Here is a 16,263-nt window from a genome sequence, read left to right as displayed (position 1 = left end):
CTGATCCTTAGGGAGAGAGGAATCCCCTCTAACGGATCAGAAATTCACGCCCACGGCCACACCGTAACGGCGCGGATCAAGCGTAAAGATATTGCTGAACAAGCCCGAGCTTGCATCCGTCACATACAGACCCGTAACCGAGTCACTGTCAAAGATGTTCTGGACGAAACCGCGTACGAACCAGTTCTCTTCAGCCGAGTTCAACTGGATCTGCGCATTCGCCTGAACGAATGGTTCAAGCCGGTTTACATTGCCGTTAAAGACATTGCCGTATTGTTCACCGGTCATCGAGATATCGAAGCGCGGCACCAGTGTCATGCCGCTGTCAAATTCAGCGGTCCATTGGACACCGGCCGATGCTTTGATTGTTGGTGCCTGAGGCAGCTTGTTGCCTTTCAAGTTCACCTCAACACCAGGGCTTAGGACCTGCAGACCTGCAGGAGCATTCGCTTCAAGTACACTGCAGATACTGAATGCACCGGATGAAGCGATGTTACCATCAGCCGGGAACGACGTTGGGCCTTGCAGCCCAAGACCGCCATTTACGGCTGTTACGAAACCGGCGGTCGCTGCCTGCGATGGACCGGTAACAGCGCAAAGCGCGCCATTGGTAACGTCCTTGATGATCACCGCATTAGGATCGCCACCACCGGGATCGCGCGGGTTGGAGAAGAACTGATCGCCAGCCACTTCTGCGTTGAGATAGCTGAAGTTCATATTGACCAGCCACGCTGGATCAGGCCGCAGCACAGATTCGAGCTCAATGCCCCAGATATTGGCGTCAATCGTATCGTTGACCGACGTGCGCGCAATGATCCGGCTCAGCTGAAGGCCTTTGTACTTATAATAGAACGCGGTCGCATTCAGCTGGATCATGCCATTGGCGAAGGTGTTCTTTGAGCCGACTTCGAATGCATCGATCTGCTCTGGTCCGAAGCTATCTGGAACCGAAAAGATCGGCTGCAATGGCGGGTTGATACCGCCCGATTTATAGCCACGCGAATAAGATGCGTAAATGTGGTTGTCTGGAGACAAGGCATAATCGACCACGAAACGGCCTGTTATCTCATCGAAGCCAACTGAGCGATCGGCGGTAAGCTGATTTCCAGCAATCCCCGGATCGGCATCGTAAGAACCGACAAATGGTGAATCAAAGGGGTCACCATCGTTGGAGTAAGGGTTTAGGAAACTCGCCAGCGTCGAGCGCGCAGAGGTCGACTTTTTATCGTCATTGTAACGAATGCCGGCCGTTACCTTCAGCCTATCAGTAACGTCGAAATAACCCTCTGCAAAAATGCCGTAGCTTTCCAGATGGAAGTTACGCGTGTTGTTGCGGAAGAATGACGTTGCCAGATATGACGGCGGCAGGCTGCCGCCCAATGACGTGAATGAACCGAGCACACCAGCGATGTAATCGATCGCAAAGGCATTCACGTAATAGCTGTTCTCGAGCACTTTGGAGTCTGCGTAGATACCGCCGAGCAGGAAGTTAAACGGACCATCCAGATCAGACGAGATAATCGCCTCAACCGAGTAGCTTTCGTTGTCCTGGTTCGAACGGTCAAACTGCGGTCCGTTTGGCGTACAGATCCTGAAGCCTTCGAAGGATCCCCGGCCATCAAGACGGGTGTCTGACGTACACAGATTGCCGCTGCCATCAAACAAAGCTGCTGTGACCGGCGTGAAGTACGCCTCTGTGCCCGGGCCGAGCAGACCGCCAGCGAACGCATTCAGAGTTCCGAATGCCACTGCAGCATTCGGAATCTCGCCAACACCCTGGTTGTAGTCCTGCCGGGAATCGACGCTGGTTTCCTGATAGGTGCCAGTGACAGCAACCTGGATATTGCCAAAATTGTGTTCGATATGCGCTTGCAGTTGCAGCTCGTCTGTGAAGTACTCCGGAACAAATTCAGTGCGGATCTTGCGAACATCGTTCGGTTCATCAAAGTTCGCATAGGCATCCGGTCCATAAAGGCTGTTAAGCCCGAGCGAGGCCGGAATACCGTTGATCGCGAGGAATTCCGACGAACCCAGCGTACCTGTGAAAGTCGAGTTGGCATTCAACTTGTCAAAGTCGCGCCGCGCATTGAGGCATCCCAACACGCCCGTCGGGTCACGTTGACACAATTGCTTCTGGATACGCGAACGGTTGTCATCCTCTTCGAAGTAATAGGCCATCAGATCGATGGTCGTATCGGGGCCCGGCTCGAATCGAAGCGAACCGCGGATCGCGTACATGTCACGGTCGTCAAAGTCGCTGCCAGTAGTCAGGTTTTCCGTGTAACCATCGCGTTTCAGATAGAAGCCGGCAACGCGCGCACCGATAGATTCGCCAATCGGCAGGTTGAGCATGCCCTTGGCTTTCATGCTATTGAAGTTGCCGTATTCGAACTCAGCTTTGCCAGAAAAGCCGGACAGATCAGGTTTTGCGGAGACGACGTTCACAACGCCTGAAGTCGCATTACGCCCAAACAATGTGCCCTGCGGACCACGCAATACCTCGATCCGTTCAAGATCGAAATACTCGGTCTCGAACAGGCGCGTTCCGAACAGCGGCGCGGAATTCAAGTGGATCGCGGTGGCGCTGTCACAGCTAACACCCACGCAAAGGTCACCGATACCGCGAATGGTAAAGCTGGAGGCGGTAAAGTTGCTTTTTGTAAAAGAGACGTTCGGAAGCGTCAGCTGCAAATCGCTGGCGTTTTCAATTTGTTGGGAATCCAAAGCTTCGGCATCAAATGCGCTAACCGCGATCGGGACTTCTTGCAGACTTTGTGCCTGACGTTGTGCCGTAACAACAATGACAGGCCCTGCACTCTGGAATGCGTCTTCGTCCGCCTGCGCATCTTGCGCAAGAGCAGGTGTCGCGATTGTGCCCGCGCAGATGCCGGACAGCAGCAATGCTTTCAATTTCATGTAACCCTCTCCCAAATTCCCAGACCGCTTTTGCGGTTCTGATTTGGAAGCTACCTTATTTGATAGGCATTCGACAAACTGATTCTTCAACTCGTTGTCGGATAACTCAAGATCAGACCCAGCCAACCCGCTCCGGATCGAAGGCTACATCAACCTTATCGCCGACCTTCATTGTGACGTCTGTATGACCGGAAATCCTCAGAATTTCGCCATTTTTTTCCTTTATCGTGACAAAACGATATCCTGCAGAAAATTCTTTTTCGATGACGGTCCATGGGCCATTTGATGAAGAGACGAGCGAAAGGGCCGAGGGACGGAAAAGTGCCGTTTGAGGCTCATGCTCCGTGATTTCAGATAGTCTCATGTCGCCAATCGCCGTTTTCAGAACGCCATCCTGCCACGTCCCGGACAGCGCATTCACTTCCCCCAATAACCGTGCAGCGACAATGCTTTTTGGCCGCCAATAGAGATCTTCCGGCGCGCCTTCCTGCACAATGCGCCCATCGTTCAGCACAACGATTGTGTCAGCCAGTTCAAGCGCTTCATCGGGATCATGGGTGACAACCAATACTGCGGCACCAGCCTCTTTCAGCAAGAGCTTTGCATCGCGCCGCATGGATTTGCGCAATTGCTGGTCAAGACTGGAGAAGGCTTCATCAAGCAGAACGACATCTGGCTGACTGGCTAGCGCACGGGCAAGCGCAATGCGCTGTTGTTCTCCCCCCGACAATTCGTGCGGGTAGGCATTGGCGCGGTCTGCCAGCTCGACTTTGGCGAGCCATTCCTGCGCAGAGCGCGGGCCGTCAGAACGATCCATCCCGAAGCGCACATTCTCGGCAGCTGTCATGTGCGGGAACAATGCGTTGCTTTGCACCACAACGCCAATCCGGCGCTTTTCCGGCGGCAGGGTGACACTGGGCGAGGACAGGATGTCAGCCGGCGAGGTGATCGTGCCCGCACTCACAGGCTCGAAGCCGGCAATCGCGCGCAGAAGTGTGGATTTGCCAGCACCCGATGGCCCCAGCACAACCGTGATCGCTCCGCGCGGAAGATCCAGATCTATACCGTCCAGAATGCGCTTGCCTGCAATCTCGCAGGCAACATCCTTCAAGGAGATTTGCAGTTCAGTGGCGCTCATGCGTTGGGCCTCACCAGATTCAGTAAAGCCGTTGCAGGAACACAGATCGCGATAAGGATCAATGCCGGTAGCGCCGCTTGCGCGAGCCGTTCGTCACTGGCGAAATTGTGTGCTGTGACTGCCAGCGTATCAAGGCTGAAGGGCCGCAGGATCATAGTCGCGGGCAATTCCTTCATCACTTCGATTGCCACCAGAAGTCCGGCAGTTGCCAACCCGGTCAAGACGAGCGGCAGGTGAATTTTTGTGACCACGCGCATGGGCGACGCGCCAAGGCTGCGCGCTGCCTCGTCCAATTCCGGGCGAACCTTCATCAAGGCCGCTTCCGAAGGCAGGATTGCTACCGCCGCAAAGCGGGACTGATAGGCCAGCAACAAAGCGATTATGCTGCCCCCTGTAAGTATGGCCGCCTGCGCACCGGACAGAGCATTCAGTGCGGACTGTCCGATTGCCAGCGCTGACAGAATGGCAATTGCTGCAACCGCGCCCGGCACCGCATATCCTGCCTGCAAGACACGCACGGAAGCGCGCGCCACGCGGTTGCCGCTGCGTAATACATAAGCGGCGGTTAGCCCCAGAAAAACCGCCAGAACGGCAGAGCCGATCGCTAGCAACAATGTGCCCTGCAAGGCGGGCAAAACCGAACCTGATGGCCGTGTATTGATCGCCAACCAGGCCAGATTTCCCGCCGGAATGAGCAAGCCCAATGCGATGGGCAGCATAGCCAATCCTGCCACGACTGCGCTGCGCCAGCCGGTCAATTGCGATCGCGGGCTGAGCTGAGTGTCGCTCGCTCCGGTCGAAGCGAACTGTCTGCGTCCACGCGCAGCGCGCTCTGCTCCCAGCGCCAGCAAAGCACCAAACAGCAACAGCACAGCCAACTGCGCAGCGGCAGCCGGATCGCTGAACGAAGACCATGCACGCACGATACCCACGGTTAGCGTCGAAACCCCCAGGAAATCGGCCACGCCATAGTCCGCGAGCACTTCCATTATGACCAAAGCTGTGCCCGCCGCAGCGGCCGGCCATATCAGTGGCAAAGTGATTTGTCGTAAAGCGCGCCACGGGCCTGCGCCCAGGCTGCGGGCGATGTCCCAGCTGAGCCGGCCATGCGCTTCCATCGCATTGCGACTGAGCAGATAGACATAAGGGTAGAGCGTTAGGGCGAAAATGAACGCCGCGCCGGAAATGCCTGAGACAGTCGGCAAATCCCAGCCACTTGCGGCCTCGAACTTGCTGCCCGGCGCCGTGATCGCATACCAGCTATAGGCGGCCACATAGCCCGGCATGGCAAGCGGCAAGATCAGCAGCCAACTCAGCGCCCGGCGCCCGGCAAATTCGTATCGCGTGACAAGCCAAGCGCAGCCGACACCGATCAATGCCGCAAGCGCCCCTGACATGATCGCAAGCTTTGTCGACTTTATCGAAAATTCGCCTAGCCTGGTCGAAGCGATGTGATCAAGGTATTCGCTGTCGCCCGACAGCGCGAGCGCGATCAGCGCAATGATCGGCAGCGCGAAAAAAGCGGCAAGTACTGTGCCGACAACCGCGGGATCCAGTCGGCGCAGAATCCCTCCAGCCGCGAAGGCTGCCCGATTGCCAATGCTATTCGTTATTGCCGCCAATGCGCCTTACCGATTGCCCTGCTGATCAGGGCCAGCCGGCCCGATCGAACAAACGTTGCGCTTCTTCCTGGCGCGAACCGATTGTCGTCCCGTCCAGCGGATCCGCCTTGAACGCGCCCAGTGCGTCCAGCACTGCATTGTCATAGGTGACAGTCGGAACCGCCGGATATTCGCTGGTCAGCTCTGGAAACAACTTCTGCGCTTCGTCTGAAACCGCAAATTCGATGAATTTCTTTGCCAGTTCGGGATGGCGCGCATTCGCCGCAACACCGGCACCCGAGATGTTTACATGCACGCCCGGATCGGCTTCGGGCCAGTACACTTCAACGTTGCTCACATCTTCATTCGTGTCCAACGCCATGCGCGCATAGTAGTAATGATTGACCAGTGCGAGATCGCATTCGCCAGCCACTAGGGCACGGATCTGGTCGCTGTCGCCGCCTTGCGGATCGCGCGCAAAATTCCCCGCGACCTTGCTGGCCCAATCCTGCGCGCGCCCTTCACCCCAGCGGGCGATCAGCGCAGAGAGAAGCGAAATATTGTAGATATTGCCGGAGCTGCGCGCGCACACGCGGCCCCCGAATTTTGGATCGGCAAGGCTTTCATAGCCGGTCAGCTCGCTCGCCTGCACGCGGTCCTTCGCGTATACCAACACACGTGCACGGCTGGAAATTCCGTACCAATGGCCGTCAGGGTGGCGCATCGATGCAGGTACACGCTGGTTGAGAATGTCAGAGCTCGTCGACGCAAACAGACCTTCCTGATCGGCCTTCCATAGCCTGCCGGAATCGACTGTAATGATTACGTCCGGCGGATTGCTGTCGCCATCAGCCTTCACCCGCTCGATCAGCAGATCGCCATCGGCTTCGACCACTTCGACTTCCACCCCTGTCGCATCGGTAAAAGCTTCGTACAGCGCATAGTCGGAATCGTAGTGCCGCGAGGAATAGATGACCAAGGTGTCATCACTCGTCTCTGCCTCCTGCGAGCAGGCACCAAGAACAACAAGCGGAGCGAGCACAAGGCCCAAAGCAAAACGGTTGGTCATCAGCACTTCCTTCGACTCGGTGAATTCCGATCCAATGCGGCCATAAGCGCGAGCGAGGCTTTCTGTCGAGAGTTTTATTGCGAATAATTCTCATTAGTGACAAGTAGCCCATACAATGTCGCCAGCTTGCGCCTCACAATTAATCGCTTAAGGCCAGCTAAATGGACGGGGGGCTCGCATTCACATTCACCAGCTGTGTTGCAGTGATGGCTCTGATCGCTTGGATCAGCTGGCGCAAAACTCGCGGGCAAACTGACACGCGAGAGGGCTATTTCCTCGCCGGGCGCGGTCTGACCGCCGGTTTCATAGCAGGTTCGCTATTGCTGACCAATCTGTCGGCAGAGCAGCTGATCGGCCTCAATGGATCTGCCTATGGCCACAATCTTTCCAGTATGGCTTGGGAAGTAACCGCAGCCATCGCGACTGTCGCCATGGCATTCCTGTTCTTGCCGCGATATCTCGCCGGTGCATTCACCACTTTGCCGGAATTCCTCGCTGAACGGTTCGATCCAACCGTTCGGCGCATGTCCGTGCTGCTGTTCATGCTCGGATACGGGCTCGTGACGATCCCTTCGGTGCTCTATTCCGGATCGCTGGCGGTGATGCAGTTCTTCGATGTGCCACAGCTAACCGGGCTGGACATGTTTCCCGCGCTCGTACTGACAGTGATCGTGATCGGGCTGACAGGCGCCGCATATGCTGTGTTTGGCGGTTTGCGCGCGGTGGCAGTATCCGACACGCTCAACGGTATCGGGCTGCTGTTTATCGGACTGCTTGTGCCGATACTGGGCCTGACCGCGCTGGGCGAAGGCAGTTTCTCAGATGGGCTGTCTCGCCTGACCAGCGATCACCCGGAAAAGCTGAATGCGATCGGCTCTGCCACTGACCCGACACCGTTCGGCACGATTTTCACCGGCATGATCTTCGCCAACCTGTTTTACTGGTGCACCAACCAATATGTGATTCAGCGCACATTGGGGGCGCAGTCTTTGGCGGAAGGGCAGAAGGGCGTGCTGACGTCCGGCTTCTTCAAGATCATGGTCCCGTTCATGATGATGATCCCGGGCGTGATCGCATTCCATCTTTATGGCCCCGGATTTGGATCGATTGATGAGGCGTACCCGCGGCTCGTTTCAGACCTGCTTCCCGCCTATCTTGGCGGAATCTTTCTTGCGGTCCTGCTGGGTGCAGTCTTAAGCTCGTTCAATTCGTTGCTAAACAGTGCCGCGACGCTGTTCACGCTCGATATCTATGCACCGTCACGCAAGCAGGCGAGCGATGCGTATCTTGTGCGCGTGGCGAAGATCGCCAGCGTCATCATCGCGTTGTTCTCTTTCACCGTGGCACCTCTGCTCTATTTCGCTGAGGAAGGCCTGTGGCAAGTGGTGCGCGTCTTCACCGGTTTCTACAATATCCCGACAGTCGTGATCGTGATCATGGGGCTGTTCACAGCACGCGTTCCGGCGCTGGGCGCAAAGGTTGTGATCATCTTCCACGTTACAGCATACGGCTTGCTGCGGTTCGTATTCGACGATGTCGTGACGCTGCACTTCATCCATCAATACGCCATCCTGTTCGTGATTGAAGTCGCCATAATGCTGGCGGTGGGATATTGGCAGCCACGCGAGGCACCGTACCAGCCGGTCAACCGGCATGAGGTCGACATGACGCCATGGCGCTTTGCCCGACCGACGGCATTCACGTTGCTATCTGGCGTGGTGACGCTCTATCTGGTCTTCTCACCCATTGGCCTGGCGTACACCGCTGGTCTGTCTGCGCTGTTCGCGCTGTTGATGGGCCTGCTAGTCGCGGCGAACCTGGCTGCATGGGTGATGGCGGTTAGGAAGCAAGCCGTTAGCTGATCAGCGAGGCCAGCACGCGGCGCTTGCCCGCAAATGGCCGCCGCCCATGCATCACCGAAAAGTTGTCGATCAAAGCCACGTCGCCTGCTTGCCACGCAATGTCAGCCGTCAGCTCATCTGCAATCGCTATCACATCGGCCATCGCAGCAGCTGAAATCGGCTCGCCATTGCCAAGCATGATCGCGCGGTTCGGATCATTGCGGCTATCCGACCAGCCGCGATAGGCGGCAATCAGTTGATTGAAGAAAGTCTCCCGCCCATCCTGAAGCTGTCGGATGGCAGGCAGCACTGGCGTGGTCGCGCGCAGCACATCCCCGTCCAGCCATTCCCACTCATAGCCTAGTTCCGCCAGTCGCGATTCCGCTCGCTCGCGCGTATCCACGCTCAGCGTACTTCGCCAACTGCGCCCCTGGCCTGAACCCGCATCATCGCTGCCCGGCATGACATTAGTGTAGCGTACGCCATGATCGCGACAATCGCCGTAGAATTCCGGCGCTTCCGCCTTCAAACGATCGAGCACCCAATCCGAGCGGCACACAGGCGTCGCGCCGCCTTCGCCCGGTGCGATCTCGCAATAGAAGAACAGCTTGCCGGGATAGAGCGGCGTTTGCGCCATTTCGTGATGCAGAAAGATCTCGGTCGTGGGCGGCGCTTCGTTTGCGGTGAAAACGCGCGGCGTCACATTGGTGCGCACTGCGTTCGAAAGCGAGTCTTCGTAGGTGAAGCCCGCTTCACCGTAGCCATTGATCGCCGCATCGAAAGCCAAGGGATCGGGCACATCGAATCCGCGAAACAACAGCGCGCCTGCATCGGCGAGCGCCGCATCAACCGCGCTCTTGTTGCAAGACAGAAATTCGGAGAGGTCGCCTCCTCCGGTGATGATGGCGGGAAAGTCAGTCATAGATCGGGTGGAATGTGTTGAAGGCCGCTTCCGTGAAGGTGCCTGGATCATTGAAGCGGCGGTTCTGGTTGAGTGCGCTGATCGCGTTCATCTCTTCTTCGCTCAGCGCGAAGTCCATGATGTCCAGGTTCTCGCGCATCCGCTCAGGCTTGGATGTCTTGGGAATGATCGATGTTCCGCGCTGCACGCCCCAGCGCAACACCACTTGAGCCGGCGTTTTGCCATGCGCCTGCGCCGCAGCGAGCACGGCAGGTTCAGTCAGCACGCTATCGCCTTGGCCCGCCATATCGAGCTCGACATAGGATAGTGCACCAAGCGGCGAGAAAGCCGTGACTTCAATCCCATAGTCCTTGGCCAGCCGGATCAAGCGTTCCTGTGTCAAATAGGGATGCGCCTCGATCTGAAGAGTATGCGGATGCACGGTCGCATAGCTCATGAGATCATGGATCAGGCCGCTGTTATAGTTACAAACGCCAATCCGCTTAGTGAGGCCCTTTCCCACCAACGTCTCCATCGCCCCCCAAGTAGCGTGCAGAGGCACCTTCGCACGTTTCATGCCGCTCTGCGCGTCCGGGTCATGCACCCATTCGGGGGGATAACGCGTGTCGATTGGCACATACTCCAGCGCGATCGGGAAATGAACCAGGTAGAGATCAAGGTAGTCGAGCCCTAGGTCCGACAGAGACTTTCGACACCCTTCCTCAACGTGCTCAGGCGCATGGAAAGTGTTCCATAGCTTGGACGTGATCCAAAGATCCTCACGGGTCACCAGCCCGTCCGCGATGGCGCGCGCGATCCCCTGCCCTACTTCGGTTTCGTTGCCATAGTCAGCCGCACAATCGAGGTGGCGATACCCCGCAGCAATCGCTTCATAGGCGACATTGGCCGCGTCCTGGCACGCGACCTTCCAGAAGCCAAAACCGATCGGGGGCAAAGTGTCAGCCAATGCTGTCTCCTGAAGATAAAAAGTCGAGTTCAACCGGCAAGCCGGTGGTGATCGATTGCTGCGCGGCTGCGCCCATTTGAACAGAGCGCAACCCATCGACAGCGCTCAGCGTGGGTGCGCCGCCAGAAATCAGCGCATCGTGGAATTCCCGCAACTGGAAATAGGTCGCGCCGTGATGATCGCCTGCTGCCAATGCTTCCTTGGGCGTATCGATATGCTCGACAATCGGTCCGCTCTTGTCGCGTGGCGACCAAGTGACGTTCGCAGCAGGGATCTCCACATCCAGCCGCCCCTCTGCGCCAAGCGCGTAAATCTCTTCCTGCTGTTCTGCCCCTTCGGCGAACATACACAGATCCAGCACAGCCCGTGCGCCACGCGCAAAATCCACCGTCACAAATGCGTTGTCGAGAATGTCCGGCACTTCGCCGCCATAGCTCTCGTCGAGATGATTTTCATCCTGCCCACCGCTCGCAAAAATCCGCACCGGCTCATCGCGTAATGTGTGTCGCATCAGATCGAAGAAGTGACAGCATTTCTCAACCAGCGTACCGCCCGTGTTGCGGTTGAAACGGTTCCAGTCACCAACCTTGGACAAGAAGGGAAAACGATGTTCGCGGATATACATCATCCGCACATCACCGGTTTCGCCAGCGTGCACACGCTCAATAAACCGCGCGACCGGAGGCATATAGCGATATTCCAGACCGACCCAGAAGAGGGCAGGATAGTCAGCCGCCAGTGCCGCGATCTCTTGAGCATGTTCTACGGTCGTACACAGCGGCTTTTCGACCAGAATTGCGAGCTCGCGCGGCATGATCTCTTGCAGAACTGCATGATGCGAAAAATTGGGAGATGCGATGATCACAGCATCGGGGGAAAATGCATCCAGCATCTCGGCGGTATCCGCGAAGGCTCCGATGCGCTGGCCCAATATGCCCGCCAGCGCCTTAGCTGCCTCACGCGAGCCAGCATCAGGGTCCGCAATCGCGACCAGATCAGCTTGCGGCAATAGTGCGAGATTGCGCATATGTTCGCGGCCCATCATCCCGCATCCGATTATCGCATATCGCCGAGTGTCACTCATGCACTCGCCATGCGGCGAAGCGGCGGCGCTTTCAAGCGCGATCTTCAGCCAGTCTATAGATGAGCGAAGTGCATGGTTTGCCAGCCTGTTCGATCATCATCTCGATTGCGCCTTCGGCGCGGTTCGTCAGCGCAATCGAGAACGGAACATTCATTTCGACATAGCGGGTGAAGCTGATCTCTCCGCCTGACAACTGGACATCGGGCTGCCCCAAAAGGAGCGCGCAAAACTGCCGCCCGACCTCCGCCAGATGGACCGCGTTAACGTGATCGCCTGATCCATCGAGAAAACGGCTGCCCGGCGGCATGCCGTTTGCATTCGTGATCAAAGCCTCTGTCTCTGTTGCACCGTCATCCAGCGGAGCAATCAGCGTATGCTCGCAATCCAAAGCGCCCACCGCCTCGCGCGGGGCGAATGCAAATGGCGGCGGCTTTTTGTCAGCGTCGAGTTCCTTTTTGGCCTTGCTGCGCCAGCCTTCGAAATTGCGGGTGTGAAAGACAACGCCCTTGCCGCCAGTACGATAGACCAGTCGGTCCTCCGCATCGAACAATTCAATGCCGAAGCCGATCTTTTCGCCGTCCGCGCGATTGCCCATGGTCCCGCGCACGGGAATGCCAGCGCCTGCCTCACCGATCTCCCAGCTCATCCAGGTGAGCGCACTCCATTTGGACGGATCGAGCGTGCCGCGCGCCGCCGAGCATTCAACACTGATGAAGTAATTGAACGTCTGGATGACAATCGGGTGACTTGGTGGCAGCTTCACCCAGCGCCAAGCATCTGGATCGGTGGAGCACTTGAACGTGACCGATCCATCCTCGCTGACCTCGTGATCGCTGGTATAGGTAATCCCTTCAGGTGCGGGCATGGAGCATCTGCGCTACACTTTGACCTTGGCGGCAAAGCTCTTTCTCAGCTTCTGCAGCTTGGGCGGTATCACAGCAAGGCAATAGGGATTGCGTTGGCCTTCGCCTTCCCAATATTCCTGATGATAGTCCTCGGCTGGATACCATGTCGCAGGGCCTTCAACAGTTGTGACAGCTTCACCAGCATTGTCCGCGTTCCAACGCGCAATCGCGGCTTCGGCGGAAGCTTGGTCAAGATCATCAGAAACAAAAATCGCGCTGCGATACTGCGTGCCAATGTCGTTGCCCTGACGATTGAGCTGGGTCGGATCATGTGTGCCCATGAATACATCGAGAATCTCTTCCATGGAGATTACATCGGGATCAAAGGTCACACGGATCGCCTCTGCATGGCCGGTCTGACCGGAGCAGACTTCTTTGTAAGTAGGATTGGCATTGGTGCCACCGATGTAGCCGCTTTCGACTTCGCTTACGCCCACAACGTCTCGAAACACCGCTTCCGTACACCAGAAACATCCGCCCGCTACGATTGCCTGTCGCATCTTGCTCATTGAAATCTCCTTTGCTTCGGAGAAATAGGGAACCGCATGGACAATGTCATCGTTTCGCTTGTGTTTCACCGATTTTGCAGACGATTTCCGGAAAAGGACTGACTGAATGAAGAAAATGATTCTGGCGGCGGCGCTGCCCGCGCTTGCGCTAGCAGGTGCCGCGAATGCGGGCCATCACGAGGATGGTAACCACCCTCATCACGGCGATCACGCCGGACACGGTGAAGCGATGTTCATGCAGCATCACGGTGAAGCGCTGTCGAGCGCACTCAACCATCCGACCCGCGCCGAAGACAAGGCTCGCGACCAGTACCGCCATCCCGCTGAAACGCTCGCCTTTTTCCATGTCGCGCCGCATATGAAGGTGGGTGAATATTCACCCGGCGGCGGCTGGTACTCGCGCGTGCTGGGCCATTACCTGGGCGGGGAAGGCCAGTTGGTTGGAATATTCCCAAACGCTACGCTCGCTGCGAACACGCCGGAAAGGCAGCAGAGCATTCGCGACGCTGCTGCAGCATTCCCTACACAGGTTGAAGGTTGGACCGGACTCTCCGCTGATCGATTCAGCGGTCTGACGCTTGATGCGATCTCTGAAGACCAAGTTGGCACGCTCGATCGCATTCTCGTGATCCGCGGTCTGCACGGACGTATCCGTGACGGGATTGCGGACAGCGAAGTCAGAGCGATGCGCGTCTTGCTGAAAGAAGATGGCATGCTCGGCATTGTACAGCACCGCGCCAAGCCGGACGCTCTCTTTGCCTATGCCAACGGTTCGCGCGGCTACTTGCGCCAAGCCGATGTGATTGCATTCATGCAGGTTCATGGCTTCGAGCTGGTGGGCAAAAGTGAGGTGAATGCCAATCCAAAGGATACTGCCGATCATGAACGCGGCGTATGGGAAATGCCTCCGGTGTGGGCGACAAAGCGCGAGGAACTGAAGGACCTCGGCGAAAGCGATCGTATGACGCTGTTGTTCAGGAAGGCGGACTGACGTCCTCTAGGCTGTTCAAGAAGCCAGACTGAGCCTAAAGGGCGGCATATGAGAGAAATCACGGTTGCCGCCCTTCAACTCTCGCTGGGCAGCGAGGACGAACAGGAAAACATCGCCGCTGTCAGCGAGCTGGTGGAGCAAGCCGCCGCGCGCGGAGCGCAAATCATTCTGCCGCCTGAGCTGTTTTCGGGCCCTTATTTCTGCAAAACCGAAGACGAAGCGCTGTTCGCGCTCGCGCGGCCAACGCTCGAGCATCCGTCGGTCATTGCCATGCGCAAGCTTGCCGCGAAGCTGAAGGTAGCGATCCCGACCAGTTTCTTTGAGCGTGACGGCCATCACTATTACAACACGCTCGCGATGATCGGCCCGGACGGCGACGTGATGGGCACTTACCGCAAGAGCCACATCCCTGACGGGCCAGGCTATGAAGAGAAATTCTACTTCCGTCCGGGTAATGACGGATTCAAGGTGTGGGACGTGTGCGGTGCGCAGATCGGCGTCGGCATATGCTGGGATCAATGGTACCCCGAATGCGCGCGGGTAATGGCTCTCAAAGGCGCAGAATTGCTGTTCTACCCCACCGCGATCGGGTCAGAGCCGTATGACGCCGATCTTGATACCAGCCGTATGTGGCAGCGCGCGATGCAGGGGCATTCGGTGTCCAACTGCATGCCGGTGATCGCCGCCAACCGGATTGGCGTAGAGCAGGGTCAAGCCTTCTATGGGCACAGCTTCATCACGAATGAATGGGGCGATAAGGTGTGCGAATTTGGCGCGGAGGAATCAGGCGTACTCGTCGCAACGCTAGACCTTGATCAAGCTGCAACGCACCGCGCCGGCATGGGCTTTTTCCGCGATCGCCGTCCTCAGCTCTACGGCCGGATCAGCGAAGACATCTGACCCCGGGTTCAGTCTCCGGCGAGTTCTTTCAACATGATCACCCAATGGTCGAGGCCGTTGAGGAACGCGTCCACATACATCCGCTCGTTCAAGCCGTGGGCAAACATATCCTGCGGACGTGAGCCCGCACCGCTGATGGCCACAGTGTCATACCCAAGCGTGCGATAGTGCATGCCATCAGTCCCGCCGGATTCCATGTAGGGAATGATCGGAATCTCCTTGCCGAAGCGAGCCAACAGGCTGGTCGCCAATGCCGCGCGCACATCGTCGCGCAATTGCGATTCGGGGCTTTCCGTCACATCCGTGATCAGGTTGAAGGCGACATTGTCATTACCGACGACTTCTTTCAGCTTCGCTTCGGTTGCAGCCGCACCAACGCCCGGGAAAATGCGGCAATTCACGGTCGCGGTCGCGCTTTGCGGCAAGGCGTTTTCGGCATGTCCGGCGCGAAGCATAGTCGCAATGCAAGTCGTTCCGAGCGTGCCTACAGTCTCCGGATTGGATTGCAGCATGGCAATAGCCTCTGAATTTTCAGGGTCGTCAGCGAAAGTACGCATCGCTGCGCCCAGATCACCCGGCACGCTTTGCCCCAAGGCTGCAAAATAGCTGCGGGTTAGTGCGGTTGCGCGAACCGGGAATTTATGGTCGCGGACCCGTGTCAACGCATCAGCCAGTTCATAGATCGAATTGTCGCTGCGGGGGCGCGACGAGTGTCCGCCCGGATTAGTGATAGTCAGCTCCCATGTGGCAAACGTCTTCTCCGCGGCCTGCACGCGCATAGCCATCGGCGTGTACTCGTCAGCCAGCGCCAGTCCGCCAGCGTCGCTATTCAGCACAAACTCCGGATCGACATTTTCTGCCACCCATTTCGCCTGCGCACGGGTAGAGATCATCCCTGTTTCTTCGTCTCCGGAGAACACGAGGTAAAGATCGCGATTTGGCGTCCAGCCTTCGCGCTTCAGCCGCAAGAAAGTCTGCGTCAGGTTCATCACGCCATATTTGTTGTCCAGCGTGCTGCGCCCAAAGAAATAGTCATCTTCAATGATCAGCTTGAACGGTGGGCGCTCCCAATCCTCTGGCAGCGCATCGACCACATCCATATGCGCCAGCAAAACGAGCGGTTTCTTGCCGGACGACCCGTCACCGCGATAGCGCACGACCAAGCCCTGCGTCGGCTCGCCATCGCTATCATAGTTGGTGACCATTACATCTTCATCGGCAAAGCCTTCTCCTTTAAGCCACGCAGTCAGATAGCTGACCATGGCTGGTACCTGTTGGTGACCACGCGCCGTGCGGAATGCGATAATGTCTTGGTAGATATTGATCGCAATCTGTTGCTCGGTCGTCAGATCCTGAACATGGCCATCGTGTGCTTGCACAGGCTGCGCCGCAGCAGATGCGAGCAGCAGAGCCGCTCCAGTCGAATACATTGCCTTCATTT

General features: G+C 57.3%; 13 protein-coding genes. 3 read left to right on the top strand and 10 right to left on the bottom strand.

The annotated features are described in order from the left end of the window. Positions 1 to 36: 36 nt before the first annotated feature. The 4 genes from QZ487_RS04370 to QZ487_RS04355 form a co-directional block, all read right to left on the bottom strand. Positions 37 to 2,916, bottom strand: a complete 2,880-nt coding sequence (locus QZ487_RS04370; RefSeq protein ID WP_296023485.1) for a TonB-dependent receptor — start codon at positions 2,914 to 2,916, stop codon at positions 37 to 39. 112 nt (positions 2,917 to 3,028) lie between these two features. After that, entirely contained in the window at positions 3,029 to 4,054 is a 1,026-nt protein-coding gene (locus QZ487_RS04365) for an ABC transporter ATP-binding protein (protein WP_296023482.1), read from the bottom strand. Next, positions 4,051 to 5,676 (bottom strand): iron ABC transporter permease, encoded by a 1,626-nt coding sequence (locus tag QZ487_RS04360; RefSeq protein ID WP_296023480.1) that lies wholly within the window; start codon positions 5,674 to 5,676, stop codon positions 4,051 to 4,053. The genes QZ487_RS04365 and QZ487_RS04360 overlap by 4 nt, the downstream gene beginning before the upstream one ends. Positions 5,677 to 5,701: 25 nt before the next feature. Beyond that, the gene (locus QZ487_RS04355) at positions 5,702 to 6,724 is read right to left on the bottom strand and encodes an extracellular solute-binding protein (protein WP_296023479.1); all 1,023 of its coding nucleotides are present in this window, start codon (positions 6,722 to 6,724) and stop codon (positions 5,702 to 5,704) included. Positions 6,725 to 6,885: 161 nt separating this feature from the next. Here QZ487_RS04355 and QZ487_RS04350 point away from each other — a divergent pair, with 161 nt between their 5' ends. Then, complete coding sequence (locus QZ487_RS04350) at positions 6,886 to 8,586, top strand: solute:sodium symporter family transporter (protein WP_296023477.1); 1,701 nt, start codon at positions 6,886 to 6,888, stop codon at positions 8,584 to 8,586. Here the strand turns inward: QZ487_RS04350 and QZ487_RS04345 are convergent. The 5 genes from QZ487_RS04345 to msrA are packed head-to-tail and all read right to left on the bottom strand — an operon-like array spanning position 8,579 to position 12,922. Beyond that, on the bottom strand, positions 8,579 to 9,487 hold the full coding sequence (locus tag QZ487_RS04345) for a TauD/TfdA family dioxygenase (RefSeq protein ID WP_296023476.1): 909 nt from the start codon (positions 9,485 to 9,487) through the stop codon (positions 8,579 to 8,581). The genes QZ487_RS04350 and QZ487_RS04345 overlap by 8 nt on opposite strands. Beyond that, complete coding sequence (locus tag QZ487_RS04340; protein WP_296023473.1) at positions 9,480 to 10,433, bottom strand: aldo/keto reductase; 954 nt, start codon at positions 10,431 to 10,433, stop codon at positions 9,480 to 9,482. Before QZ487_RS04340 ends, QZ487_RS04345 begins: the two co-directional genes overlap by 8 nt. Continuing rightward, complete coding sequence (locus QZ487_RS04335; RefSeq protein WP_296023472.1) at positions 10,426 to 11,517, bottom strand: Gfo/Idh/MocA family oxidoreductase; 1,092 nt, start codon at positions 11,515 to 11,517, stop codon at positions 10,426 to 10,428. The genes QZ487_RS04340 and QZ487_RS04335 overlap by 8 nt, the downstream gene beginning before the upstream one ends. A gap of 31 nt (positions 11,518 to 11,548) precedes the next feature. Continuing rightward, a complete protein-coding gene (locus QZ487_RS04330; RefSeq protein ID WP_296023471.1) occupies positions 11,549 to 12,382 on the bottom strand; it encodes a hypothetical protein in 834 nt (277 codons plus the stop codon). Between the two features lie 12 nt (positions 12,383 to 12,394). Then, positions 12,395 to 12,922 carry a peptide-methionine (S)-S-oxide reductase MsrA gene (gene msrA, locus QZ487_RS04325; RefSeq protein ID WP_296024111.1) on the bottom strand — a complete coding sequence of 176 codons (528 nt, stop codon included), beginning with the start codon at positions 12,920 to 12,922 and terminating at the stop codon, positions 12,395 to 12,397. A gap of 115 nt (positions 12,923 to 13,037) precedes the next feature. Here msrA and QZ487_RS04320 point away from each other — a divergent pair, with 115 nt between their 5' ends. Further along, on the top strand, positions 13,038 to 13,922 hold the full coding sequence (locus QZ487_RS04320) for a methyltransferase (protein WP_296023469.1): 885 nt from the start codon (positions 13,038 to 13,040) through the stop codon (positions 13,920 to 13,922). A gap of 48 nt (positions 13,923 to 13,970) precedes the next feature. After that, positions 13,971 to 14,822, top strand: coding sequence for an N-carbamoylputrescine amidase (gene aguB, locus QZ487_RS04315; RefSeq protein ID WP_296023468.1), 852 nt, complete (start codon positions 13,971 to 13,973; stop codon positions 14,820 to 14,822). Between the two features lie 8 nt (positions 14,823 to 14,830). Here aguB and QZ487_RS04310 read toward each other — a convergent pair whose 3' ends face one another. Next, positions 14,831 to 16,261: a M20/M25/M40 family metallo-hydrolase gene (locus QZ487_RS04310; RefSeq protein WP_296023467.1), complete on the bottom strand. Its 1,431-nt coding sequence runs from the start codon at positions 16,259 to 16,261 to the stop codon at positions 14,831 to 14,833. Positions 16,262 to 16,263 lie beyond the last annotated feature (2 nt).

Origin of the sequence: uncultured Altererythrobacter sp., from assembly GCF_913057185.1 — a bacterium.
GTDB lineage: Bacteria > Pseudomonadota > Alphaproteobacteria > Sphingomonadales > Sphingomonadaceae > Erythrobacter > Erythrobacter rubellus.
This window is presented reverse-complemented; position numbering and strand designations above follow the sequence as displayed.